Source organism: Actinomyces gaoshouyii (assembly GCF_002076915.1).
Taxonomy (GTDB): domain Bacteria; phylum Actinomycetota; class Actinomycetes; order Actinomycetales; family Actinomycetaceae; genus Actinomyces; species Actinomyces gaoshouyii.
Window position 1 is genome coordinate 1343787 of record NZ_CP020468.1, and the last position, 23950, is coordinate 1367736.

At 70.4% G+C, this 23950-nt stretch carries 19 protein-coding genes; 4 read left to right on the forward strand and 15 right to left on the reverse strand.

What is annotated here, in order from left to right; translation table 11 throughout:
* Window positions 1–161: 161 nt before the first annotated feature.
* Complete coding sequence (locus B6G06_RS05495) at window positions 162–1649, forward strand: DUF1846 domain-containing protein (protein ID WP_080462815.1); 1488 nt, start codon at window positions 162–164, stop codon at window positions 1647–1649.
* A 16-nt stretch (window positions 1650–1665) separates the two neighbouring features.
* Here the strand turns inward: B6G06_RS05495 and holA are convergent, their stop codons facing one another.
* A complete protein-coding gene (holA, locus tag B6G06_RS05500; protein ID WP_080462792.1) occupies window positions 1666–2697 on the reverse strand; it encodes a DNA polymerase III subunit delta in 1032 nt (343 codons plus the stop codon).
* A gap of 287 nt (window positions 2698–2984) precedes the next feature.
* Between holA and B6G06_RS10060 the strand changes: the two genes are divergently transcribed.
* Window positions 2985–3746 carry a DUF6318 family protein gene (locus tag B6G06_RS10060; protein WP_125898893.1) on the forward strand — a complete coding sequence of 254 codons (762 nt, stop codon included), beginning with the start codon at window positions 2985–2987 and terminating at the stop codon, window positions 3744–3746.
* Entirely contained in the window at window positions 3743–4582 is an 840-nt protein-coding gene (locus B6G06_RS10635) for a zinc transporter (protein ID WP_164505188.1), read from the forward strand. The genes B6G06_RS10060 and B6G06_RS10635 overlap by 4 nt, the downstream gene beginning before the upstream one ends.
* A gap of 82 nt (window positions 4583–4664) precedes the next feature.
* Here the strand turns inward: B6G06_RS10635 and priA are convergent, their stop codons facing one another.
* The 7 genes from priA to B6G06_RS05545 all read right to left on the reverse strand — a co-directional run bounded on the left by priA (window position 4665) and on the right by B6G06_RS05545 (window position 11891).
* Complete coding sequence (gene priA / locus B6G06_RS05515; protein ID WP_080463041.1) at window positions 4665–5396, reverse strand: bifunctional 1-(5-phosphoribosyl)-5-((5-phosphoribosylamino)methylideneamino)imidazole-4-carboxamide isomerase/phosphoribosylanthranilate isomerase PriA; 732 nt, start codon at window positions 5394–5396, stop codon at window positions 4665–4667.
* A gap of 105 nt (window positions 5397–5501) precedes the next feature.
* A complete protein-coding gene (gene hisH, locus B6G06_RS05520) occupies window positions 5502–6140 on the reverse strand; it encodes an imidazole glycerol phosphate synthase subunit HisH (protein WP_081171383.1) in 639 nt (212 codons plus the stop codon).
* 119 nt (window positions 6141–6259) lie between these two features.
* Window positions 6260–6985 carry a hypothetical protein gene (locus B6G06_RS05525; RefSeq protein ID WP_080463039.1) on the reverse strand — a complete coding sequence of 242 codons (726 nt, stop codon included), beginning with the start codon at window positions 6983–6985 and terminating at the stop codon, window positions 6260–6262.
* A complete protein-coding gene (gene hisB / locus B6G06_RS05530; RefSeq protein ID WP_080463038.1) occupies window positions 6985–7611 on the reverse strand; it encodes an imidazoleglycerol-phosphate dehydratase HisB in 627 nt (208 codons plus the stop codon). The genes B6G06_RS05525 and hisB overlap by 1 nt, the downstream gene beginning before the upstream one ends.
* Window positions 7608–8765 carry a histidinol-phosphate transaminase gene (locus tag B6G06_RS05535; RefSeq protein WP_420807185.1) on the reverse strand — a complete coding sequence of 386 codons (1158 nt, stop codon included), beginning with the start codon at window positions 8763–8765 and terminating at the stop codon, window positions 7608–7610. The genes hisB and B6G06_RS05535 overlap by 4 nt, the downstream gene beginning before the upstream one ends.
* Window positions 8766–8776: 11 nt before the next feature.
* The gene (locus B6G06_RS05540; protein ID WP_081171385.1) at window positions 8777–10678 is read right to left on the reverse strand and encodes a cation:proton antiporter; all 1902 of its coding nucleotides are present in this window, start codon (window positions 10676–10678) and stop codon (window positions 8777–8779) included.
* Window positions 10679–10703: 25 nt separating this feature from the next.
* Window positions 10704–11891, reverse strand: coding sequence for a cobalamin-independent methionine synthase II family protein (locus tag B6G06_RS05545; RefSeq protein WP_080463035.1), 1188 nt, complete (start codon window positions 11889–11891; stop codon window positions 10704–10706).
* Window positions 11892–12313: 422 nt separating this feature from the next.
* Here B6G06_RS05545 and B6G06_RS05550 point away from each other — a divergent pair, with 422 nt between their 5' ends.
* Window positions 12314–14629, forward strand: a complete 2316-nt coding sequence (locus B6G06_RS05550) for a DEAD/DEAH box helicase (RefSeq protein ID WP_081172223.1) — start codon at window positions 12314–12316, stop codon at window positions 14627–14629.
* Window positions 14630–14676: 47 nt separating this feature from the next.
* Here B6G06_RS05550 and B6G06_RS05555 read toward each other — a convergent pair whose 3' ends face one another.
* The 7 genes from B6G06_RS05555 to hisD form a co-directional block, all read right to left on the reverse strand.
* A complete protein-coding gene (locus B6G06_RS05555) occupies window positions 14677–16149 on the reverse strand; it encodes a Tat pathway signal sequence (protein ID WP_125898894.1) in 1473 nt (490 codons plus the stop codon).
* A gap of 161 nt (window positions 16150–16310) precedes the next feature.
* Window positions 16311–18239 (reverse strand): DUF2334 domain-containing protein, encoded by a 1929-nt coding sequence (locus tag B6G06_RS05560; RefSeq protein ID WP_081171387.1) that lies wholly within the window; start codon window positions 18237–18239, stop codon window positions 16311–16313.
* Window positions 18240–18281: 42 nt separating this feature from the next.
* Window positions 18282–19484 (reverse strand): non-hydrolyzing UDP-N-acetylglucosamine 2-epimerase, encoded by a 1203-nt coding sequence (wecB, locus tag B6G06_RS05565; protein ID WP_080463033.1) that lies wholly within the window; start codon window positions 19482–19484, stop codon window positions 18282–18284.
* Between the two features lie 21 nt (window positions 19485–19505).
* Window positions 19506–20282: a hypothetical protein gene (locus B6G06_RS05570; protein ID WP_081171389.1), complete on the reverse strand. Its 777-nt coding sequence runs from the start codon at window positions 20280–20282 to the stop codon at window positions 19506–19508.
* Window positions 20279–21808: a glycosyltransferase family 2 protein gene (locus B6G06_RS05575; RefSeq protein ID WP_081171391.1), complete on the reverse strand. Its 1530-nt coding sequence runs from the start codon at window positions 21806–21808 to the stop codon at window positions 20279–20281. The genes B6G06_RS05570 and B6G06_RS05575 overlap by 4 nt, the downstream gene beginning before the upstream one ends.
* Window positions 21805–21975 (reverse strand): hypothetical protein, encoded by a 171-nt coding sequence (locus B6G06_RS10235; protein WP_164505201.1) that lies wholly within the window; start codon window positions 21973–21975, stop codon window positions 21805–21807. Before B6G06_RS10235 ends, B6G06_RS05575 begins: the two co-directional genes overlap by 4 nt.
* A gap of 481 nt (window positions 21976–22456) precedes the next feature.
* A complete protein-coding gene (hisD, locus tag B6G06_RS05585; protein ID WP_080463030.1) occupies window positions 22457–23806 on the reverse strand; it encodes a histidinol dehydrogenase in 1350 nt (449 codons plus the stop codon).
* Between the last annotated feature and the right edge of the window lie 144 nt (window positions 23807–23950).

Consider the following 23950-nt stretch of genomic DNA (forward strand, 5'->3'; position numbering starts at 1 on the left):
CACCGTTCACCCGCCTCTTCACGGTGATTGGTCACAGGACGGCGCCAGCGGAACGGTGTCACGCCGTCGTCATCATCGCGGGGGATACGATGACGCGCGGCCTGCGGCCGAACCGGCCGGCAGGCGGTTCGACCACCGCGACCCCAGGAGCCCATATGCCCATGCGAATCGGATTCGACCGGGACAAGTATCTCAGGATGCAGTCCGAGCACATCGCGGAACGGCGCAGGCAGTTCGGGGGCAAGCTTTACCTGGAGTTCGGGGGCAAGCTCGTTGATGACATGCACGCCTCCCGCGTGCTGCCCGGTTTCACCCCGGACAACAAGATCGTCATGCTGGCCGAGCTCATCGACGAGGTCGAGATCATCGTGGCCGTCAACGCCCGCGATTTCCAGCGCCGCAAGGTCCGCGCCGACCTGGGCATCGGCTACGAGGACGAGGTGCTGCGCCACATCGACGCCTTCCGCGACTACGGACTGTACGTGGGCAGCGTCGTCGTCACCCAGTGGACCGATGACAACCGGGAGGCGCAGGCCTTCAAGACCAAGCTCGAGCGGCTCGGCATCACCGTCTACCGGCATTTCCCCATCCCCGGCTACCCCGGCGACGTCGCCAGGATCATCTCGGCCCAGGGCTACGGGAGCAACGAGTACATCGAGACCGAGCGGGATCTCGTCGTCGTCACCGCGCCGGGACCGGGCAGCGGCAAGATGGCGACCTGCCTATCCCAGGTCTACCAGGACCACCAGAGGGGCCTATCCTCCGGCTACGCGAAGTTCGAGACCTTCCCCATCTGGAACCTGCCGCTGGACCACCCGGTGAACATCGCCTACGAGGCCGCCACCGCCGACCTCGACGACGTCAATATGATCGACCCCTTCCACCTGGCCGCGCACGGGGTCCAGACCGTCAACTACAACCGCGACGTCGAGATCTTCCCCGTGCTCGTGCGCCTCTTCGAGCAAATGCTCGGGACGTGCCCCTACGCCTCCCCCACGGATATGGGCGTCAACATGGCCGGCCACTGCATCAGCGACGACGAGGCCTGCCGCGAGGCCTCCAAGCAGGAGATCATCCGCCGCTACTTCAAGGCCCTGGTCACGGAGAAGCAGGACGCCATCGACCCCGTCCAGTCCGAGCGGATCGCCTTGTCCATGGCGAAGGTCGGGGTGACGGTGGAGGACCGACCGGTGGTGCCGCCCACGCGAGAGCTGGCCGCCGCCACGGGCGCACCCGCCGCCGCGATCGAATTGCCCGATGGGCGGATCATCACCGGCAAGACCACCGCCCTGCTGGGCTGCTCCTCGGCGATGCTGCTCAACGCCCTTAAGGCCCTGGCGGGAATCGATCAGGAGGTGCTGCTGCTCTCGCCCGAGTCGATCGAGCCGATCCAGACCCTCAAGACGACGCACCTGGGCTCGCGCAACCCGCGCCTGCACACCGACGAGGTACTCATCGCCCTGGCCGTCTCGGCGTCCACGGACCCCATTGCCGCGCGCGCGATGGAGCAGATCGCCACGCTGCGGGGCTGCGACGTGCACACCTCGACGATCCTGGGCAGCGTGGACGGGGGGATCTTCCGGTCCCTTGGCGTTCAGGTGACCAACGAGCCCGTCTACGCCACGAAATCGCTGTACCGCAAGCGCTGAGGAGGCCGGGCCGGGGTTAGCGGCGTGTGACCAGGCGCCCCCGGCGGGCAGAGCAGATCGCCAGGACGGCGCGCTCGGCAGCATGCTCGGGGTCGCGGCTGGCGCCCTTGGTCTCGGCGTCGGCGCGGGCGACGGCGATGATCGCGGCGGCGAGGGCGTCGTCGGACCAGCCGGCGAGCTCGGCGCGGGCGCGCTTGGCCTGCCAGGGTGACATCCCGAGCTCCTTGGGCCCCATGCCGGGACGGCCGCCCGCGGCGGCGACGCGGGCCAGTTGGCGGAGCTTGGTGGCCAGGGCGGACACGATGAGCACGGGCGCGACGCCGGTGGCCAGGGCGTGGCGCAGGAGGGTGACGGCCTTGGCGACATTGCCCGAGATGGCGGCGTCGGCCACGCTGAAGCCGGTGGCCTCGATGCGGCCGGCGTAGTAGGTGTTGACGTGGGCGACGGTGATGGTGCCCTCGGTGTCGGCCATGAGCTGGGCGACGGCGCTGGCGAGTTCGCGCAGGTCGGAGCCCAGAGCGTCGACGAGCGCCCCGATGGCCTCGGCCTCGATGCGGCGGCCGGCGCGGCGCGCGTCGGCGTTGACGAGGGCCGCCTTGTCCCCGTCCTTCTTGATCGGCTCGCAGGTCACCACTGGGTAGGGGGAAGCGGCGAGGGCGTCGAGGAGCCTCTTGCCGCGCTGGCCGGAGTTGTGACGCAGGATGACGACGACGTCGGGGTCGGGGGCTGCGACGTAGGCGAGCAGGTCGGTGAGAAGCGCATCCGTCATCTGCTCGAGGTTGGGCACGTGGACGAGCTTGGGCTCGCCGAAGAGGGAGGGCGAGATGAGGGTGTCGAGCATATGGGGCTCGTAGGTGGCCGCGTCGAGGCGGACGACCTCCGTGGTCGGGTCCTTGGCCAGGGCCTGAGCGAGGAGTCGGTCGACGGCGCGCTCGCCGAGGAGCTCCTCGCCGCCGCGCACGAGGACGACGGGAGCGAGCTCCACCTGGTCCCACGAGGGGCCCGCGGGGCGGGAGCGCTTCGAGGCGGCGGGGCGGGCGGGCGGCATGCCCCAAGCCTGCCACAGCCCGCTTCTCGCCCTCTCTCCCTTGAATCGAGACCGGTTGTTGTGAGGGGTGAGACCGGTTGTTGTGAGGGGTGGGGTTGGTTGTTGGTTGCTGGGTGGGGTGGGTGGGGGTTTTCCACAGGTTGGTGGTGGGCTCTGGTGGTGGGGGTGGGTGGGGTTTTAGGGTTGGGGTTCGACGGCGATGCTGCTGTCGTTGGGGCCGACCTGGGGCCTCGAACCACCACCCTGGTCCATGTCCGTTCCTCCTTGGCCGGAAGGTCCCAGAGCCCATGATCCCCGTGCACTGCCTCTTGCTGATCCGCGCCGCCGGCGTCGAGCCCTTGCAGGAGCATCTCTCTCATGCCGGCGGCCCGCCGTTGTACCAGCCGGCAGGACGCCGCGCTGCAAGGGTCGCTTATTGCCCGCGCCCAGTGGTCCTCGTCCTGATCATCGTCTGCTGCGGCGCCCTGGCGTCGGGGCTGTTGGCGGCCTGCGCCAAGACCCCCACCCCGCCTGAGACCGGTGGAACCCCACCCACCCACCTCACCACCACCACTGCGGCACCAACCACCAGCGCGCCGGCCTCGCTCAGCCCCGAACTACAAGCCCAACGCGCCACCGCCCTGGCCGCACCCAAACCAGTCAAACCCACCGAAGCCACCGAGAACACCCAACAAGGCGCCGCTAGCTCAGTGGCATACTTCTTCACCCTGTACCGGCATGCCTTCGTCACCGGCGACACCACCGACCTAGCAGCCATGAGCGAAGAAGGCTGCGTCTTCTGCCGATCCACCATCGACGACGCCACCAAACTCCACAAAGACGGAGGATGGGCCAACCCCTGGACTATCACTCTTCATGACTTGAGTTACATTCCGCCGGATGAAGGAAAAGAATACTCGGGGATCAAAGGGAAGGTGGATGCCGAGGCGTCCACTGTCATCAAAGGAAATGGAGAGGTTGTCGAGAAATCTCAAGAAACCATTTCAATGTTCGTTGCCATGAAATATGTGGGCGGCGGATGGGTGATTAAAGGGGTGTCGGTGGAATGATTATATCGGTCTTCGTTACATCGCTTGCAATCATTTCCGCCGGTGTTGGAAGTTTTGTTACGGGCGACACAGGTGACACCTACTCTCCCGAGCAAATAGGCGAGATAACCGGGCGGGCAAGTGATGAGAGCATCATTCTCCAGCAATCTGTAATTAAAGCAATTCCGGTTGGGGGTGGTTCTTCGCCATCAGGCAGCGGGGGTGGGGGGCAGGTGGTGGTCTCGGCCGCCCAACCCCAGAGCGCGCCCATCGAAGGCGATTTCATCTGCGATGGGCAGGACCCCCAAGGCAACGACACCGGTGCATGCCGCTTCCAACCAACCCCCACACGCCCCACAGCACCCGCACCCGACCCGGCCACCACGACACCGCCACCACTGATCATCACCGCCCACGACATAGCCACCCTCATCGTCGACGGCTCAGGCATCACCCTACAACCACCCGGGAACACCATCTTGCTCCACATGCCCCTGATCGCCCACACCAACCCCGCCACCCGCACACTAACCACCACCATAGCCAACACCACCATCGACATCGAAGCCACCCCCACCACCTACACCTGGAACTGGGGAGACAACACCACCACAACCACCACCGACCCCGGACACCCCTACCCCAACCACACCATCACCCACCAATACACCACCACCAACAACAACACCACCATCACCCTGACCACCACCTGGACCGCACGATACAAACCCACCAACACCACCAACTGGAAACCCATCACCGGCTACATCACCACCACCCAAACCACCCCACCCCTAACCATCCACCGCCTCACCCCCTACCTCACCAACGACACCCAACACCACCACAACCACTAACCCACCCCACCCCCAACAACAACCAACCCCACCCCCAACAACAACCAACCTCGGCGAAGGGGAAGGACGGGATGGGGAGGGATCAGGCGGTGCGGGCGGAACCGGCGATCTCCAGGGCCTCCTCGAGGGTGAAATTGCCGTTGTAGAGGGCCTTGCCGATGATCGCGGAATCCACGCCGATCCCCACCAACTCCGTGAGCGCGTGAATGTCGTCCAGTGAGGAGATCCCCCCGGAGGCCACCACGGGCGCGCTGGTGCGCTCGCACACCCGGCGCAGCAGTTGCGTGTTCGGCCCGGTGAGAGTGCCGTCGCGGGTGACGTCAGTGACCACGTAGCGCGAGCATCCCGCCGCGTTGAGGCGCTCCAGGGCCTCCCAGAGGTCTCCGCCCTCCTCCGTCCAGCCGCGCGCAGCCAGCGTCGTCCCGCGCACATCGAGCCCTACGGCAATGGCCTCCCCGTGCTCGGCGATGGCCCGCGCCGTCCAGTCCGGGTCCCTCAGCGCGGCAGTGCCCAGGTTGACCCGTGCGGCGCCGGCGGCGAGCGCGCGCTCCAGGGAGGCATCGTCGCGGATGCCGCCGGACAGCTCCACCTTCACCCCGACCTCGCCGACGATGCGGGCCAGCAGCTCGGCGTTGGAGCCCCGCTCGAAGGCGGCATCGAGATCCACCAGGTGGATCCATTCCGCACCCGCGCGGGCCCAGTCGAGGGCTGCGTCCACGGGGCTGCCGTAGTCGGTCTCCGATCCGGCCTCGCCCTGGTGCAGGCGGACGGCCTTGCCATGGGCGACGTCGACGGCGGGAAGAAGCGTGAGCATAAGGGGTCTCCTGGGTGGTCTCGGGGCGGCGCGCGAGGAGCGCAGCGGTATGCGGTGGGCGTGATGCGGTGGAGATCGGGTCAGTGGTGAGGGCTCATGCGCCGTTCAGAGCGCGCCCAGCCAGTTGCGCAGGAGCTCGGCCCCGGCGTCGCCGGACTTCTCGGGGTGGAACTGGGTGGCGGACAGGGGGCCGTTCTCGACGGCGGCCAGGAAGTCCTCGCCATGATGCGCCCAGGTGGGCAGCGGCGGGCGCGTCGCGGATGACCCCAGCCCCGCCCCCGGGTCCGTCTTGGCGGCGTAGGAGTGGACGAAGTAGAAGCGCTGGTCGGCGACGCCGTCGAACAGGACACTGCCAGCGGGCGGGCGTACCTCGGACCATCCCATGTGCGGGGCCACGGGGGCGTCGAGACGGCTTACCTCCCCCTCCCACTGGGCGAGCCCCGGGATGGTGGAGCCATGCTCCTGACTCGACTCGAACATGACCTGCATGCCCACGCAGATGCCCAGCACGGGGCGACCGCCGGCCAGGCGGCGCTCGATGAGCCGGGGGGCGTCCACGGCGCGCAGCATCTCCATGACGGCGCCGAAGGCCCCCACGCCGGGGACGAGGAGCCCATCGGCGGACTCCACAGAGCCGGCGTCGGCGGTGAGGTCGACCCGCGCGCCGACGCGCTCCAGGGCACGAACGGCCGAGCGCACATTGCCGGAGCCGTAGTTGAGGACGACGACGCGGGGTGAGGGCATGCCCGAGAGTCTACCGGCGTCATCGCCAACGGCCGCTCAGGGGTCCGGGGAGCGTGCGCGCCCGCGCGAGGCGCTGGGTGATGGGGCCCTGATGGTCGCAGGGCCGCGGGCGGCCCTCCTCAGTCTGTTCCGGGGCGGCGCAGGCCGCGCCCGATCCAGCGCATCGCGCGCCCGGCCTTGATCTCACTGGTCAGCATGGCCCCGGGGGCATCCTCCGGTCGGAGGATACCGAGCAGCACGTCCTCGACGATCTGATCCATCTGGGACAGGATGAGGCCGGCGGAGGCCTCCTCTCCCGGCCTGCCACCGGCGAAACGGCGCGCGGTGATCGTTCCGGACAGGCCTTCCTCGATACCGACATCGGTGGCCAGGTCCGCGGTGAGCAGCACGGATCCGCCGCGGCTCAGGCGGGATAGGGTGGCGGCGAGCTCAGCGGCCTCGGCCGGCTCATTCTCCGAGCCGCCCAGGAGCTCGGCGATGTCCCATTCGGCGTGGGCGGAGGCGAACTCCTTGACAGCGAAAGCGCCCGAGGAGGCGGGCACGGCAACGCAGTCGAGCCCGCTCATAGCGCATAGGGAGGCGAGGGCCTCTGCGGTGGGCAGGGGCGTGAGGACGACGGCGATCTTGAGGGCGCGCGCGGCCGGGGAGCCAGTCGGCGCGGGGTCGACCGTACCCCCGTCCGAGGCCCCCGCCGTCCCACCCGCGGCGGTGGGGCTCTCGGGGCTCTCCCCGATGGCGCCCTCGGCGCCGCCCAGGTCGAGGCCCTCCACGAGGGCGGCGAACTGGTCGTCGATGCGGTCGGCGTCGTCGGGGCGGGCCCCGTCGGGGGTGGTCTGGTCGTTCATCACAGGGCTCCCTTCGTGGAGGGGATGCCGTCCACCCGCGGGTCGGGCTCGACGGCGGTGCGCAGGGCTCGCGCGAGGGCTTTGAACTCGGCCTCGGCGATATGGTGGGGGTCGCGCCCGGAGATGACGCGCACGTGCAGGCAGATGCCGGCGTGGTAGGCGATGGCCTCCAGGGCGTGGCGAACCATGGAACCGGTGAAGTGGCCGCCGATGAGGTGATGGGCGAAGGCCTCGGACTCGCCGGCGTGGACGAGGTAGGGGCGCCCAGAGATGTCGACGACAGCGGTGGCCAAGGCCTCGTCGAGAGGGACGGAGGCGTCGCCGAAGCGGCGGATGCCGCTCTTGTCCCCCAAGGCCTGGCGTAGGGCCTCGCCGATGCAGATGGCGGTGTCCTCCACGGTGTGGTGGACGTCGATATGGGTGTCCCCCGTGGCCCGCACGGTGAGGTTCATGAGCGAGTGCTTGCCCAGCGCGGTGAGCATGTGGTCCCAGAAGGGGACGGTGGTGGCGATGTCGGTGGCGCCGGTGCCGTCGAGATCGAGGTCGACGACAACACTGGACTCGCTCGTGGTCCGCTCGATGCGGGCTGTACGGGCGGCGCTGATGCGGCTGACGGTGCTGCTCATGCGGGCTCCTGGGGGTCGGGGCCGACGGCGCGAGCGCCGCTGAGGGCCTTGGTCAGGGCGGCTCGGAAGGCCGCCATCTCCTCGGGCGTCCCCACGCTGGCGCGCAGGAACCCCTCGGGGCCGACGACGCGGATGAGCACGCCGTCGTCAAGGAGATCCTGCCAGACACGATGTCGATCGGCGAAGGGGCCGAAGAGCACGAAGTTGGCGTCGGACTCGTGGGCGGTCAGGCCCTGGGAGCGCAGCCAGGCCACGAGGCAGTCGCGCTCCTCGCGCAGGGAGGCGACCTGCCCCATGAGCTCCTCCCGGTGGGCCAGGGCCGCCAGGGCGGCGGCCTGGGTGATCGCGGAGAGGTGGTAGGGCAGGCGCACGACGCGCAGCATGTCGACCAGCTCGCGGGAGGCGGCGAGGTAGCCCAGGCGCAGGCCGGCGGCGCCGAAGGCCTTGCTCATGGTGCGGGACACGGCCAGGTGCGGGTTGCTCTCGAGGAGCTCCAGCGCGCTGGGCACGCCGGGCCGGCGGAACTCCGCGTAGGCCTCGTCGATGACGACGACGCAGTCGGTGGGAGAGCCATCGGCGGCAGTGGGTCCGTTGCCGCGGGCGGCCTCCAGCAAGGCGCGCGCCGCGGCCAGGGGCAGGGCGGTGCCGGTGGGGTTGTTGGGGCTGGCAGTGATGAGCACGGCCGGTTGGCGCTCGGCAATGACGGCCGCGGTGGCATCGACGTCGATGGTGAAGTCTTCCCTGCGCGGGATCGTCACGTACTCGGTGAGGGTGTCGCGAGCGTACTCGGGGTACATGGAGTACGTGGGGGTGAGGGACAGGCAGGCCCTCCCGGGGCCGCCGAAGGCCTGGAGGAGGTGGAGCATGACCTCGTTGGAGCCGTTGGCCGCCCAGATCTGATCCGCCCCCAGGCGCGCGCTGGACTCGACGGCGAGGTAATCGGCCAGGGCCTGGCGCAGGGCGGGGAAGTCGCGGTCCGGGTAGCGGTTGAGACCGGACGCCGCCCGGGCGACGGCGTCGGCGATATCCGCGATGATGGCGCCGCTGGGCGCGTAGGGGCTCTCATTGACGTTGAGGCGCACGGGAACATCCAATTCCGGGGCGCCGTAGGGGGTCTCGCCCTCGAGCCCGGGGCGGATGGGAAGGCTGCTCACGGGCATTGAGTCTACGGTGCCGTCGACGGCACCGTACCATCGCCCGATGGCGCCGGGATGACCCGGTCCGGCGGGGCCTCGTTGATGGCCTCCCGATAGACCAGGATGATCTCCTCGTAGTCGAGACGGGTCAGGGCGTACTCGATGAGCCCGGCGGAGTAGAGGCCGAGCTCGCCTGCGTCGAGCAGGGCCTGACGCTGGGCCCGGACGATGTCGAGGGAGACCGCCCGCGCGTGCGCCTCCGCCCGCTGCACGGCCCAGTCCGCCTCCTCATCGCTCTCCGGTGCCCCCTCGCGGGCCGCGTGGGCCACGAGGGCGGAGGCCCCCTGGGAGTCCGAGGCGATGCGCCTGCGGCCGTCGTCGGTGAGCGGATGGTCCTCGCGCTCCGGGATGACGTCCTTGGCCGCGGAGATGAGAAGCCCCATGAGCTCGCGGCGCTCGGCCTCATCGGTGGGGCCCTCCATCGTCGGCCTGACGGCCCTGACCATCCATGGCAGGGTCAGGCCCTGGAAGACCAGGGAGCCGGCAGCGACGAGGATCGCGATGAGCAGGAGGAAGGGGCGGTTGGGGGCGGCGGCGGGAAGGGTCTGGGCGGCGGCGAGCGTGACGGCGCCGCGCATCCCCGCCCACACGATAATCGTCCCCTCGCGGGCCCCGAGGGGGACCTGCTGGTAGTAGGCCATATCGGCGTCGACCCGCCGGATCCTGTCGATGGTCCGCGCGGCGTGGGCCTGCGCATGCGCGTGCCCCGTCCCTCGGCGCCCCTTGGCCAGGCCCTTGAGCCTGCGCTGCACGCCACGGCGGCGGCGATCCCAGGGAACGAGCATGTCCTCGGGGACCTCGCCGCGGGCGATCGCCCGGCAGCGCTCCTCGAATTCCTGGAGGGGCTCGCCCATCCCGTCCCATCTCTCGGCCAGGCGCGCTCCCCGGCGGCGCAGCCACAGGAGCATCGGGGCGACGATGGCGGCTCGCACGGCGACGGTGAGGACCCCGGCTAGGACGGCGAGCCAGACGGCGGTGGTGATCGAGGGGCCCTCGGCGCGCACGTCCTCCACGATCCCGAACAGCTGCAGGCCCATGACCAGGAAGATGAACCCCTCGAGGACGAGCTCGACGGTGCGCCAGGTCTCGTTGCCGGCGATGCGGTGGTCCGGGGGCAGGAGCCGGGGCGAGCGATGCCCGGTCACCAGGCCGGCGACGACGGCCGCCACCAGGCCGCTGCCGCCCATGTGCTCGGCGGGGATTGCGGCGAGGAAGGGCACGGTGAAGGAGATGACCGTGTCGACGCTGGCATCGGTGACGCGGGCGCGCAGATGCAGGGTGAGCTCCCCGACGATCCAGCCCACGACCACGGCGACGACGACGGCAAGCGCGAAACTGCCCAGGACGACCCCCGCGCTGGTCCGACCGGCCACGGCGGCCGAGATCGCTGAGGACAGCACCACCAGGGCGGTGGCGTCGTTGAGGAGCCCCTCGCCCTCCAGCACGGTGATGACGCGCTGGGTGACCCCGAGGCGCCGAGCGATGGAGATGGCCACGGCATCGGTGGGGCTGAGCACCGCTCCCATGGCGATGGCCCAGGCCACGGACAGACTGGGCAGGACGAGGGTGAGCACTCCCCCGATCACCGCCGATGAGACGGCGACCAGGAGGACGGCGAGGATAGCGACGGGGGCGAGCTCCCTGCGGAAGCTGATCGTGGGGATGGCCACCGCCGTCGCATACAGGAGCGGCGGGAGGATGCCCTCGAGGATGACCCCCGGCCCGATCTCGATCGCGGGTACGACCGGCAGGAAGCCGACGGCGATCCCCAGGGTCAGGAGCAGCAGTGCTGGCGCCACCCGGAGGCGGTCGCTGATCTGGCTGGCACCAGCGATCGCCAGGAGCCCGGCGATGATGATGATGAGGGTCATGGGGGCATTTTGCCACCCCTAGGCCTCAAAGCCGGTCGCTGGCCAGACGGGCGCCGGCTGCGAGGGACTCGAGCTTCGCCCAGGCGATGGAGGGATAGATGCGCCCGCCCAGGCCGCAGTCGGTGGAGGCGATGACCCTCTCGGGGCCCACGAGGCCCGCGAAGCGCTCGATGCGCTCGGCCACGAGCTCGGGGTGCTCCACGACGTTGGTGGCGTGGGAGACGACGCCCGGGATGAGGTACTTCTCAGCGGGAAGCACGACCTCCTCCCAGATCCTCCACTCGTGCTCGTGGCGGGCGTTGGCGGCCTCGAAGCTCAGTCCGTTGGCGTTGACGCTCAGGGCGAGGTCCACGATGTGCTTGAACTCCAGATCGGTCGAGTGCGGGCCGTGCCAGGAGCCCCAGCACACGTGGTAGCGCACGAGGGCGGGGTCGATGCCCTCCAGGGCATGGTTGAGAGCCTCGATGCGCACGGCGGAGAAGGCCCGGTAGTCCTCGAGGCTCGGCTCGGCGACGAACTGGTCCCAGGACTCGGCCAGGTCCGGGGCGTCGATCTGGACGGTGAGCCCCGCATCGGTGATCGCCTTGTACTCCTCGCGCAGCGCCTCCGCCCAGCCCCAGACGGCGGCCTCATCATCCTCATAGTAGGTGTTGCCCACGCGCGCCGCCGACGCCGGGGACAGGGCGGCGACGAAGCCCTCGGAGAGCGGCTTGCCCGCCGCTTCCAGGCCGCGCTTGATCAGGGCGATGTCGCGGGCGACGAGGTCGGCACCGGAGTAGGCCAGAGGGCCGGTGACCGTGGGGAACACCCAGGGCTGGCGGTTGGCGATGTGGATGCCGCTGGCCGGGTCGGCGTAGGCGTCGGCGAAGGCCACCCAGTCGCGGCGGTCGGTCATCGCGTCGAGCTCGAGCTTGTCCGAGGACTTGCGCGCCGGGGGCTCGGGGAGGACCTCGAGGCCGGAGAAGCGCAGGAAGGAGTAGCTCCACCAGGCGCCGTAGTCGACGGACTGGGTCATGAGGTGCCCGTACTCGCCGTCGTTGACGATGTCGATGCCGATGGACGCCTGCCTGGCGATGACGGAGTCGACGGCCTCGGTGATGACGGCCTCGAAATCGGCATCGGGCAGAGCGCCGTCCTGGTGGTCCTTGTTGGCGGCGATAAGGGCGTCGGTACGGGGAAGGGAGCCGACGTGGGTGGTGCGGATGCGTGTCATGGTGCGGTCCTCAATGGTCCTGGCGGCAGTGCCGCCGTCCGGGGTGGGTGGTTGGGACCGGAACCGCGCCGGGCGCGGCTTGGGACTGAGGCGTCCGGGCGCCTCAGCGGCGCATGACAGCCCCTGCGAGGCGCCGAGGCGCGCGCAGGGGACGCTCCGTCCTGGTGGGGGCGTGCGCCCCATCCCTTGGTGTCATCACTGGCCTTCCCCCACCGCGAGAGGTGGTGGAGCGAGAATAGTGCAAGTCGGGCCCAGCGCCCTCCCTGTCCCAGGAAGTGAGCCGCGGCTGGAGCCGGGTCGGCGAGGATGAGGGCGATCGCGCCATCGGGCCCCGCGCCGCCGCCCGTGACCGATGCCGCGGTGGCGACGCGCTCCACGAGCGCTCGTCGTGGGCCCGGATCGCCCCGGGCTACCGTGGAGCCATGAGCGCCACAGCATCGTCCGCACCCTCGTCAGCACCACTGGCCGCCCTGCGCGAGCGCGCGGAGGACGTGCTGCGCGCGCTCGTCGGCAGCCCGGCCGCGCGCCTGCGCCCCGATCAGTGGCGGGCGATCGAGGCGCTGGTGGTGGGCCGCTGCCGGGCTCTCGTGGTGGAGAGAACGGGATGGGGCAAGTCCGCCGTCTACTTCGTGGCCACCATGCTTCTGCGCGAGGGCTGGGGCGGCCGGCACGAGGGGGACTCCCTCCCGCCCCATGGGCGGCCGGGAGCGGGCGGCACCGGGCCCACAATCATCATCTCCCCGCTATTGGCCCTCATGCGCGACCAGGTCACCGCTGCCGAGCGCGCCGGCATCCGCGCCGTCACCATGAACTCGGCCAACAGCGCCCAGTGGGGTCAGGTCGAGGATGAGATCCGCGCCGGGCGCGCCGATGTCCTCCTCGTCTCGCCCGAGCGCCTCAACAACCCCGTCTTCCGGGATGAGGTCCTTCCGCATCTGGCGGCCAGCGCGGGCCTCGTCGTCATCGATGAGGCGCACTGCATCTCGGACTGGGGGCATGATTTCCGGCCGGACTACCGACGCATCCGCACCCTGCTCGCCGGCTTGCCGCCCCGCACCCCCGTCCTGGCGACGACGGCCACGGCCAACGAGCGCGTGACCATGGATGTGGCGGAGCAGTTGGCTGGGCGCGAGATGGGTGGCCGGGGCCCCGAGGTGCTCGTGCTGCGCGGGAGCCTCCAGCGGGACTCCCTGCACTTGGGCGTGGCGCACTTGGCGGACTCGGCCACGCGCTTGGCCTGGCTCACCGATTACCTCCAGCGCGCCCAGGGCTCCGGGATCGTCTACTGCCTCACCGTCTCCGCTGCGGGCGAGACCGCCCAGGCCCTGCGCGCCGCCGGCCTGGAGGTGTCCACCTACACCGGTCAGACCGAGCCCGCAGAGCGCGAGCGCCTTGAGGCCGATCTCAAGGCCAACCGCGTGAGGGCACTCGTGGCCACCAGTGCCCTGGGCATGGGATTCGACAAGCCCGACCTCGGATTCGTCATCCACATGGGCGCGCCCGCCTCACCCGTGGCCTACTACCAGCAGGTGGGCCGCGCGGGGCGCGGCGTCGAGAGGGCCGAGGTGGTCCTCCTGCCCGGCGCGGAGGATCGCGCGATCTGGAACTGGTTCGGCTCCCAGGGCTTCCCGCCGCCCGAACAGGTCCACGAGGTGCTCGACGCCCTGGGGACGGCCGATGGCCCCCTGGGCATCGGCGCTCTGGAGACGGTGACGAGCCTGCGGCGCGCCCGTCTGGAGTCGATGCTCAAGGTGCTCGATGTCGACGGCGCCGTGCGCAGGGTGAGGGGAGGCTGGCTGGCCACGGGCGAGCCCTGGGCGTACGACGCCGAGCGCTATGCCCGGGTGGAGGCGGCCAGGAGATCCGAGCAGGAGGCGATGCTCGCCTATGAGCGCCTTCGCGGCCCCGAGTGCCGAATGGCCTTCCTGCGCGCCGCACTCGATGACCCGGAGATGTCCGAGGGCTGGCGCTGCGGCGCCTGCGACCTGTGCGGGGGCCTGTCCCTCCCCCAGGGGCCGGGTCCGGAGCAGGTGGGGGCGGCGCGGGAGTCACTGGAGCGCACCGGGGTCGAGATCTCCGCCCGGCGCCAGTGGCCCGTGGGCATGGAGAGGCTGGGACTGGGCGCCCTGCGGGGCAGAATCCCGCCTGAGCGGCGGGCGGGGACGGGCATCGCCGTCGGCAGGCTCGACGGCCTGGGCATCTCGGCGGCGCTGCGAGAGCTCTTCGATTCCGGAGAGGACGGGCTCGTCCCTCCGGGACTGCGAGCCCCCGTGCTGGAGGCGGCGGACCGCCTGGCCGTCCTCGCCCGCGCCGAGAGCGGGGCCAACGGCGCCTCTGCGGGCAGCGCGGGCGCTCCTGAGGGGCAGGGCGGCGCGGTGGGCGCCGAGGGCATCATCGACGCTGTCGTCATCATCGACTCCCACCGCCGTCCGCGACTGATCCGCCACCTGGGAGGGGCGGTCGCCCACCGCCTGGGCGCCGAGCGCCTGGGCATCATCGCCGCTGGCAGGCAGCAGGGGCGCCATGACGTCAACTCCGCGACCCGCCTGGCAACGGTGGCCCGGTGCCTCAGCCTCGACGGCTGGGGGCCCGAGGCCCTGACACGTCTCAACGGCGCCAGGATCGCCCTTGTCGACGACTCCACGGACTCCGGATGGACCCTCACGGTCGCAGCAGATCTCCTGCGGCGCTCGGGCGCCGCGGCGGTCCACCCCTTCGTTCTCGCCCAGGAGTCCTAGCCCCTCGGCGTGAGTCGAGGGGGCCGCCCGACGGCATGGGCACGCTCTCAGGATCCGGAGGCAGAAGCGCAGTCCGATGCCCGCTTGAGCGAGCGCCCCACCGGCCCGAGGCCCCCGGGTCCTCCGGCGGAGCCCCCACCGCCGCTCCCGTCGGTACCATCGGCACTGCTCGCGCCGGCCTCCTCGTCGTCCAGGAAGTACCACCAGAAAGGCGCCCCCCAGGCCTGGGGGCGGCCCAGGGCGGCGCCCGTCACCTGGGCTATGAGGGTGATCCGGGCGGCGTCGGCATCCTCGCGGGACCCGAACCACCAGGGCCCCTCGTCCAGGTCCGCCCCTCCGTAGCCGAGCTCGGTGACGGCCACTCGCTTGCCGGGGAAACGATCCGCCAGGGTGCTCATGACCCGATCCGCCGCGGTCCCCAGCGGGTGGGACTGCGGGTAGACGGAGATGCCGATGACGTCAACGAGCTCCATGAGCTCGCCACCGGCAAGCGAGGCCGCCACATTGAACAGGGCCCCCTGGGCCGCTGCCTGCCCGAGCTGGTAGTAGAGGGTCAGGACGGTGAGCGCGCCGGTGCGCTCCTTCACGGCCCGCGCCGCGCGCGCCGCGCGCCCCACCGGGTCCTCCCCCACCCAGTCGCCCCCGAGCTCGTTGCCGACCTCCCAGGAGTCCAATCCCGGCAAGGCGGCCAGCACGGCGTCGACCCTCTTGTCGAATTCCGAGTCGCTCAAGGCGGCGAGGCCCTCGGAGTCGCAGATCTGCCCCATGACGTGGATACCGGCGCGCTGAAGGGCATCGGCCGCCTCACGCCAAGCGGCGAGGGCCGGGGCGCTCGCGTCGTCGAGGACGAGCCGCACGGCGCCCCGCCCTCCAGAGCCGGTGGCGGCGATGACGGCGCCCCGCTGCTCCGGGCTGGGTGCCTCGGTGAGCGTCGCGCCGATGAGGGCGTCCGGCGGTGCCGCGCCAATGAGGGCGGTGTCGAGGGCGACCTGGGCGGCGGAGGCGAGCTCGAGGAGGCGCGCCCCCTGCTCGTCGCCGATGCCCGAGTCGATCGCGGACTGGGTCGCCATATGGGCGCGGCGCGGGGCCTCGAGGGTGCTGGCCGCGCTCCCGGTGGAGCCGGTCGCCCCGTTCCGGTCGGCCAGGGCGGCGAGGGCCGCCCCCTGCCTCTGGTGCAGGCCTCTGGCGGCCAGGGTGAGGACCTCGGCGCTGCCCTGGCGGGGCAGGTCGGCGATCAGCGCGGAGTAGCCCTGGGAGGTGGGCCAGGACAGGCACAGGGCGCAGTCCCGGCCCTCGGGCACGTCGACGAGGATCTCCCCGTCCTCCTCGTAGAGGGGCCCGATCGTGATGACCTCGAGGGTCGTGGAGTCCAGGAGGGCGTCGTCGTAGCCGTCCTCGCCCGTGCCCGCAGACTGGATGGCACGCGCCTGAGCCAGGGTCATCGGCGCGCCATCGGTGTCGCGCAGCACCAGGGTGATGGTGGTGGTGGGGCTCGCGTCGTCCAGGCCACGACACGTCATCAGCGCACCCGCAGCCCCACCGGCGAGCGCCAGGCCCCCGGCGGCGAGCAGGGCCCGGCGGCGCGTGATCCTCCCCCGCCCGGTGTCCTCTGGAGCGCTGGGCGGGCCCGGGAGGCGGCTTGCGCCGTCCCCCGGGCCCGCTGGGGGGCTGCCGGGATCCGTCATCGAAGGTCCTGGGCAGCCACGAAGGTGTAGCCCTGGGATTTGATGCCCTCGACGATCGTCTTGAGCTCGCTCAGCGGGTAGTAGGGGTGGAAGAAGAAGCTCGCCGTCGCGTGCGTTCCCGCCAGGTTGAGACGAGCGGAGTCGATCACCTGCTGGGCCGAGCGCGGCGGGTGGTTGTTGATGTCCTTGGGCTCGTAGTTACCCAGGTTCTCGGGCAGGACATGCGTGCCGTAGGGGTCGTTCACCGAGTAGGGGAAGAACTGGCCGATGTAATCGTGCGGCCCGCCCGGGTTGCCGGTGAGGGTGCCCGCGTACATGAGTTCGCGCTCGTAGCGGGTGGAGTAGACCTTGTTGATGCCCTCGTAGCCGCTGCGGGAGGCCGAGTAGTGAGGGGTCTCGAAGATCTCGGGAGTGGGTAGGCCGAGCTTCTTGAAGTACTTGCGGCCGTCCTTGACGCGCTTCTTGGCCCACTTGGCGTTCGTTCCGGGCAGCTCCCCGCCGATCTGCACCCAGGAGTTCTGCTGGCAGGGCGCCACCGGAGCGTCCGGGGATTTCTCATCGGAGCACCACGAGCGGATGAACTCGAAGTCGTCGCTGGACACGCCGTTGTAGGGGTTGCGCAGCTCGCCGAACTGGTGGGAGGTTCCGTGCTGGATGATGGTGCCGCCCTTGCCGACGGCGTCCTTGAGGACGGCGACGAGCTCAGGGGTGTCCTTGAGCGTCATCGACTGCGCAGTGCCGTTGTTCTTCGCCCCGGTCGGATCCTCGTACTTGGGGAAGACCGCCATCTGGAAGGGGACTCCCTGGGAGAACAGGTAGTCCACTATCGCCTGGAGCTCGGCGGGATCAGTGTCGGGGCCGACGTCCTCGATGCGCACGGCCGCCTGGCGGATCTGCTCGGCGCCGGGCTGGAGGGAGTCCAGGACGATGTCGGCCGCCGCGATGTAGCGGTCCTGCTCGCTCATATAGGTGACGGGGACCTCGCCGATGAACGTCAGGCCCCCGGAGGACACCGCCCAGGGGAAGGACGTCGTGCCCGATTGGGCGATGCTGGCGCACTGGGCGGCGGCGCCGTCGGCCGAGGAGCACAGGGCCCTGCCGAGCACGGCGACGGCGCCCGCATCGGTGATGTGGGGGGCGATGATGCCGCCCTTGTTCAGCTCATTGCGGCCGAAGATCTGGCCGTTGTACTCCACCTGGGTGACGCGGTCGGTGGCATCGACGTAGGACGTGGCGGCGTCCCATCCGAAGCGGGCGGTGAAGGCAGCCCGGTCGGCGTCGGTCTTGACGAGCTGCCAGATGTTGAACCCGGACCACAGGACGGGAACGTTGCCGGTCAGGACATCGTCGATGAAGGCGCGGGGCAGGGGCTCGTCATAGGTCGACCCGGTGTAGATGACGTTGGTGTAGTGCCCGGCCAGGCCGGCCCGGTAGTCGGCCACCGGCAGGGCGGTGACGAGCCCGGAGTGGCTGGCCAGGTTGCCCATGGCCATGGCGTAGTACTCGCCCAGCTTGCTCCACTGCCCGGTGGTGTCGTAGAGGACCAGCGTGGAGGCGGGGCCGGCGTCCTGGTTGGAGTAGGTCACGGCGCGGCTCGGCACCGCCGGCGGGTCGGCGCGCAGGTCGCGGATCTGGGGAGCGGCCTGCGCGGCAGGAGCGGCGGCGAGATCGAGCCCCGCTCCATCCCCGGCCAGGGGAAGGGCCTCGGCCCGGGCGGCGGCGGGCGCGGGCGGCGCCTCGAGCGGGGTGTCCGCCCAGCCGAGGTCATCGGCGGGGTTGTCCGCCGCGGGCGCGAGAGCCGCGCCGATCGCGGTCGGGGCGCCAGAGGCCGCCTGGGCGGAGCCGACGAGGCCGATCGAGGCGCTGAGCGCCACGAGGGCCGTCAGGACCGCGCAGCGCCGGCGCGCGTGGGTCGTCATTGTCATAGGGGATCTCCTTGTCGGGGTGAGGGGCGGTCAGGGTTCGGGTCAGGCGCGGGAGGGCTCGAAGTCCGACAGGGGCTCCCCCCTGCCGAACAGGGCGGCGATCGCCGCCATGACTCTCTCGCAGGCCCTGCCGTCGCCGTAGGGGTTGGCAGCCTGGGCCATGGCCGTGTAGGCGGCGCCGTCGGTGAGCAGGGTGGTCACGGCCTCGACGATCCGCTCCTCGTCGGCTCCGACGAGCCTGGCGACGCCGTAGTCGATGGCCTCGGGGCGCTCGGTGCTCTCGCGCATGACGAGGACGGGCTTGGACAGCGCGGGGGCCTCCTCCTGGACGCCCCCGGAGTCGGTGAGAACGATATGCGCTCGGTTCATGAGCGAGCAGAAGGCCCCGTACTCCAGGGGGTCGGTGACCACGACGTTGGGCAGCCCCTCGATCCGCGGCAGGAGGGCCTGACGGACGATCGGGTTGCGATGGGCGGGCAGGACCATGAGGGCGTCGGGGTGAGCGCGAGCGAGACGGGCGATCGCCCTGCCGATCCCCTCCATGGGCTCGCCCCAGGACTCGCGCCGGTGCGCGGTCACCAGCACGACCCGGCGCGAGGAGTCCTCGAGGGCCTCGCGCAGGACCCGGTCGGCGGGGGGCGTCGGCCTCGCGACCGCCTCCAGCAGGGCATCGATGACAGTGTTGCCCGTGACGCGAAGCGAAGCGGGATCGACGTTCTCCCGCAGGAGGTTGTCCCGGCTGGTCGCCGTCGGGCACAGGTGCAGGGAGGCGATTTGCCCGACGAGCTTGCGGTTGGCCTCCTCGGGGAAGGGCGAGGAGATCGTTCCCGTGCGCAGCCCGGCCTCGAGGTGGAGGACGGGGGTGGAGTGGTAGAAGGCGGCCAGCCCCGCGGCGAAGACCGAGGTGGTGTCGCCCTGAACCAGGACGGCATCGCAGGGGCGCTCCTCCAGGGCCCGACCCACGCCCTCCAAGCACCGGGTGGTGACCCGGGTGAGACTCTGGCCCGGGGAGTGGATATCGAGGTCGATGTCGGGTGCGATGCCGAAGAAGTCGTTGACCTGGTCGAGCATCTCGCGGTGCTGCCCGGTGACGACGACGACCGGGTCGAAGCGCTCATCGGCCCGCATCCGGTTGATGAGGGGGGCGACCTTGATGGCCTCGGGCCTCGTGCCATAGACCAGCATGATCCTCAGAGGCGCGTCCTGCCGCGGCTGATCGGGGGGTGTCGTCGGCTCGATGGTCATCGGCGCTCCTTTGAGATCGGGTCAGTTGCGCGAGTAGGTGGTCGCGGCGAAGGTGACGACGGCGTCCTCGGTGTAGGCCCCCACCGGACCACTGCGGTAGGGGCTGTCGGAGTCCTCGATGACACCGAGGTCCTGCCCATCCGCCGTGACGGTGAAAGCGACGGCATCGCCGGTGGTGTCCACCCGCACCTGCGCGAGGTGGGCGACGCCGATCTCGAAGGAGGGCTCGTGAGCGGAGGCGAGGAATCGCTGGTTGCCGGGGTAGGCGGGGTCCTGCTTGGAGACCTCCCAGCCGTTGGGCTTGAGGGCGAGGGCGTAGAAGTGCTCGTTGTCCTGGAAGGACCACATGAGCCAGGCGACCTCCCAGGGGTTGGGCTCCGTGCCCTGGCGCAGCTGTTTCTCCGTGGTCATCATGGAGGTGATCGTCTGGGTGGTCCTGTCGGCGATGGAGGCGGTCGTCGAGATGGCCAGGGCCGCGTGCGTGCGCTCGTCCTCGGTGGCCGGGTTGGGGGCGAGGTGCAGGGCGCCGCCCTGGCACGTGGCATCGCCGTAGCCATCGAAGAGGACCTGCCAGTCATCGCAGCTGGTTTCCTGGGTGGAGAAGTAGCGGTATCCGAGCGCGCCCCCTCCCCCGATGAGCGACATGAGGGCGCCCCCGAGCACGAGCCTGCGGCGCAGCAGCGCGGACCTCGCGCCGTTGTCCGGCGTCGGGGCGGGCGAGGCGGGTACGCGCTCGTCGGCGCGGGCGGGCTCCTCCGGCGGGGCGCCGATCCGGGGGGACTGCTCCGAAGCGCTCATGCAGCCGCCTCGTGGTGCTCGCTGGTGGCCGGCGGGCGCGGGGAGCGCTGGATGCCGGGAGGGACGGTCCGGGGGAAGCGCGGCGGGAGGCGATCGACTCGCACGAGCGCGGGCGGGATGCGGAAGTCCTGCGGAAGCGCCGCCGCTCCAGCCGTTCCAGCCTCCGCCGCCCGAGTCGCCGGCTCCTCCTGCCGAGTCGCCGGCTCGGCCGCCGGCACCGCCGATTCTGCGCCATCCGCGGACTTCTCGGCCTCACGAGAGGTTTTCGCCCACCCGGTGCGCCCGACGATCTCGCGCAGCAGGGCTCTCCACCCGAAGAGCGCCGGGAGGAGCCCGTAGAGGACGAAGAGATGCGCGTAGCAGAGGGATTTGAGAAGGCCGAGCCCCTCCGAGCGCTCGATCCTCCAGTACAGGACGCCGAACACGAGGCCAGGGCCGAAGGCGAGGAGGTAGGCGCTGAGCAGCCACCACCAGGTCTGGCTGTGACCGAGCACCGCCTTGGACACCACGATGGCAACGGTGATCCCGAACGAGGCCATGAGCAGCGAGGCCGCAAGGAGCACGTAGGGCGTCAGGATCTGCCAGGTGGTATCCGCCCGGGCCAGGCCGCGCTGCTCGCGCGCGGCCCGCCCGAGGAGGTCGAGGGACTGGATGTTGCCCTGGAACCAGCGCGTGCGCTGGCGCAGAAGCCTCCTGAGGCTGGTGACGCCCTGCTGGTGGACCGCCGCCGTGGGGCGGAAGTCGTTGACCCACCGGGTGCCGTTGAGCCGGACGCCGAGGTCGAAGTCCTCGGTGAGCGACTTGGTCCAGGGCCTCTCGCCCAGCGCGCTCAGGGCGTCGAGGCGAGCAAACTGCGCGTTGCCGCCCATGCCGACGCTGCGGAGATGGCGCCTGCCCCTCTGGAAGACCTCGGTGAAGATGACGAACTCCATGTCCTGCATGCGAGCGAGCAGCGAGGAGAAACGGTTGTTGATCCGCACGCCGAACTGCACGGCGCCGATGCGCCGATTGCGGAAGGCCCACCGGGTCTCATCGATGGCCTGCGGCTCGAGGCGGCCATCGGCATCGACCACCCCGACCACGACATCGGTGCCCGGATCCCCGCCCCATGTGTCGCGCACGTGGCCCAAGGCATCGTTGAGGGCCTCGCCCTTGCCGAGGCGGGCGCGCGGGGGGACTCTGCGCATGACGCTCACGCGCGGATCCGGAATCGCCCGCACGACATCGGCGGTTCCGTCGTCGGAGCCGTCATCGATGACGAGGATGCGCAGCTTGTCATCGGGGATATCGAGGAGGCGGCCAACGCTCGCGCCGATGACCTCGGCCTCATTGAGGCACGGCATGAGGATGACGACCAGGATGTCCTTCGCCCGGGAGCTGCCGGAATGCCGGGGCCGCTCGATCCGCGGCGACCGCCTGGAGATGAGGAGGAGGACGAGCACGTAGAGCAGACCCGTCCCGATCATGACCACAGCACCCCAGTGGCCGACCAGCGCGACAGGGTCGTTGGCGCCGCCGCCGATCATGCACCCCTCCTGCGGCCCGGCCCCCTGTACCAGCCGATGAGGGTCCGCCTGAGGGCCCCGACGAGGTTCACCCACAGCCAGGCGACGGCCACGACGGCGAAGAGGAGTCCGGCGAGAAGCGTGAGAATGTGCGCAATCGTCCCGACGATGGCAAGAATGCGCGCCATGGCGCCCGGACCGGGCAGCCATGGGGAATGCACAAGAATCAGGGAGCAACTGCTCATCACACCGTCATTTCGACTCAAGGGATCAGGGCGGAACCACGATGATGATCGTTCGCACCGGAACACATCCAGATGGGGTCCGGACGCATCTGAACCGAAGATAACGATTTGATATAGGAGAACAACACTGTGGGAACATACAATTTGAACATGTTCGAGTTGTGATATATCACATGCCTGTTGGAATATCAGCCATGGTCAGCGGCCCATTCGGCTCCCGAGGACAGAATTCAGTCGCGTCTATCACGTTCTCATCATTATTCGATCGCCACCACCAAAAGCGCGTTGGAATCGCGGCGACGACCGCTCCCCACGAATCCCATCAGCGCGGATGAACGAAAGTAGGAGGCCCAATCCTCCCTGGGACGAGAATCCGCGCCGAGCACCCATGGATGGGCGCTCGGCGCGGATTCCAGATACGAGTTCAATCGCGGCCGTGAAAACGCGCGCCAACAGCCTCGGCATGGGCGGGAAGATCCTCCGCCTGGGCCAGCGCCGCAAGCGGGCCGGACATCGCTCCCAGGGCCTCGGCGCTGTACTCGATCATCTGAACGGGCTTGAGGTAGACCATGACGCTGAGCCCCGCGGCGAACCGCGCCGTGCCGCCGGTGGGCAGGACGTGGTTGGAGCCGGCGAGGTAGTCGCCGAGCGGGACGGGGCTGTAGGGGCCGACGAAGACCGCCCCGGCGTTGCGAATGCGGCGCGCCACGTCGGGCGCATCCGCGGTCTGGATCTCGAGGTGCTCGGCAGCGTAGGCATCGGCCACGGCGATGCCCTGCTCCAGGTCCCGCACGAGCACCACCCCCGACTGGGCGCCCCCCAGGGCGGTCGCGGCGCGCTCCCGATGCCGCGTCGCCGCGAGTCGACGCTCGAGTACGGCGTCGACGGCATCGGCGAGACCGGCGCTGTCGGTGATGAGCACTGATCCCGCATTCGGGTCGTGCTCGGCCTGGGAGAGCAGGTCGGCCGCGACGTACTCGGGATTCGCGGAGGCGTCAGCGAGGATGGCGATCTCCGTGGGCCCGGCCTCGGCGTCGATGCCGACGTCACCGAGGACGGCGCGCTTGGCTGCGGCGACGTACACATTGCCGGGCCCAGCGATGACGTCGACGGGCTCGCACAGAACACCCTCGGCGCTCATCCCCTCATCGACCCCGGTCTCGGCCTGGGCGCCGTAGGCGAGCATGGCGATGGCCTGGGCGCCGCCCGCGGCGTAGACCTCGGTGACGCCGAGCAGGCCGCAGGCCGCCAGGATCGTGGGATGGGGCAGCCCTCCGTGCTCGGCCTGGGGCGGCGAGGCGAGGACGACGCTCTCCACCCCGGCGACCTGAGCCGCGACGACATTCATGACCACCGAGCTCGGGTAGACGGCAAGTCCCCCCGGGACGTACAGGCCGACCCGCCGGACGGGGATCCAGCGCTGGGTGATGATCCCGCCATCGATGATGCGCGTGACCCGCTCGGAGGGCATCTGGGCGGCGTGGCCCGCGCGGTTGTGGGCGATCGAGAGATCCAGGGCCTCTCGGACGGCGGGATCGAGGCCGTCGACAGCGCGCTGGATCATCTCCTGCGGCACGCGCAGGCGCTCGGGGCGGACGCCGTCGAACCTCTCAGCCAGATCCCGCAGGGCGGCGGCGCCCCGCGCCCTGACATCACTGATGATCGGCGCCACCGTCTCCAGGGCGGCGGCGACGTCCAGGGCCGCGCGCGGCAGGCGCTGGGCGAGCTGATGAGGGGTGAGGTCGGTGTCACGCAGGTCGATGCGGGTCAGCATGGGCACAGGTTATCGGCAAGGACGGGCGGCTCACGCCCCCGACCGGAGCCTGGATGCCGCCTGGAGCCCCCTGCCGGCGGGGGGCTCGCCAGGGACCGAAGGAGCAATACGGATGATTACGAAACGATAACCTTATGGCGATCG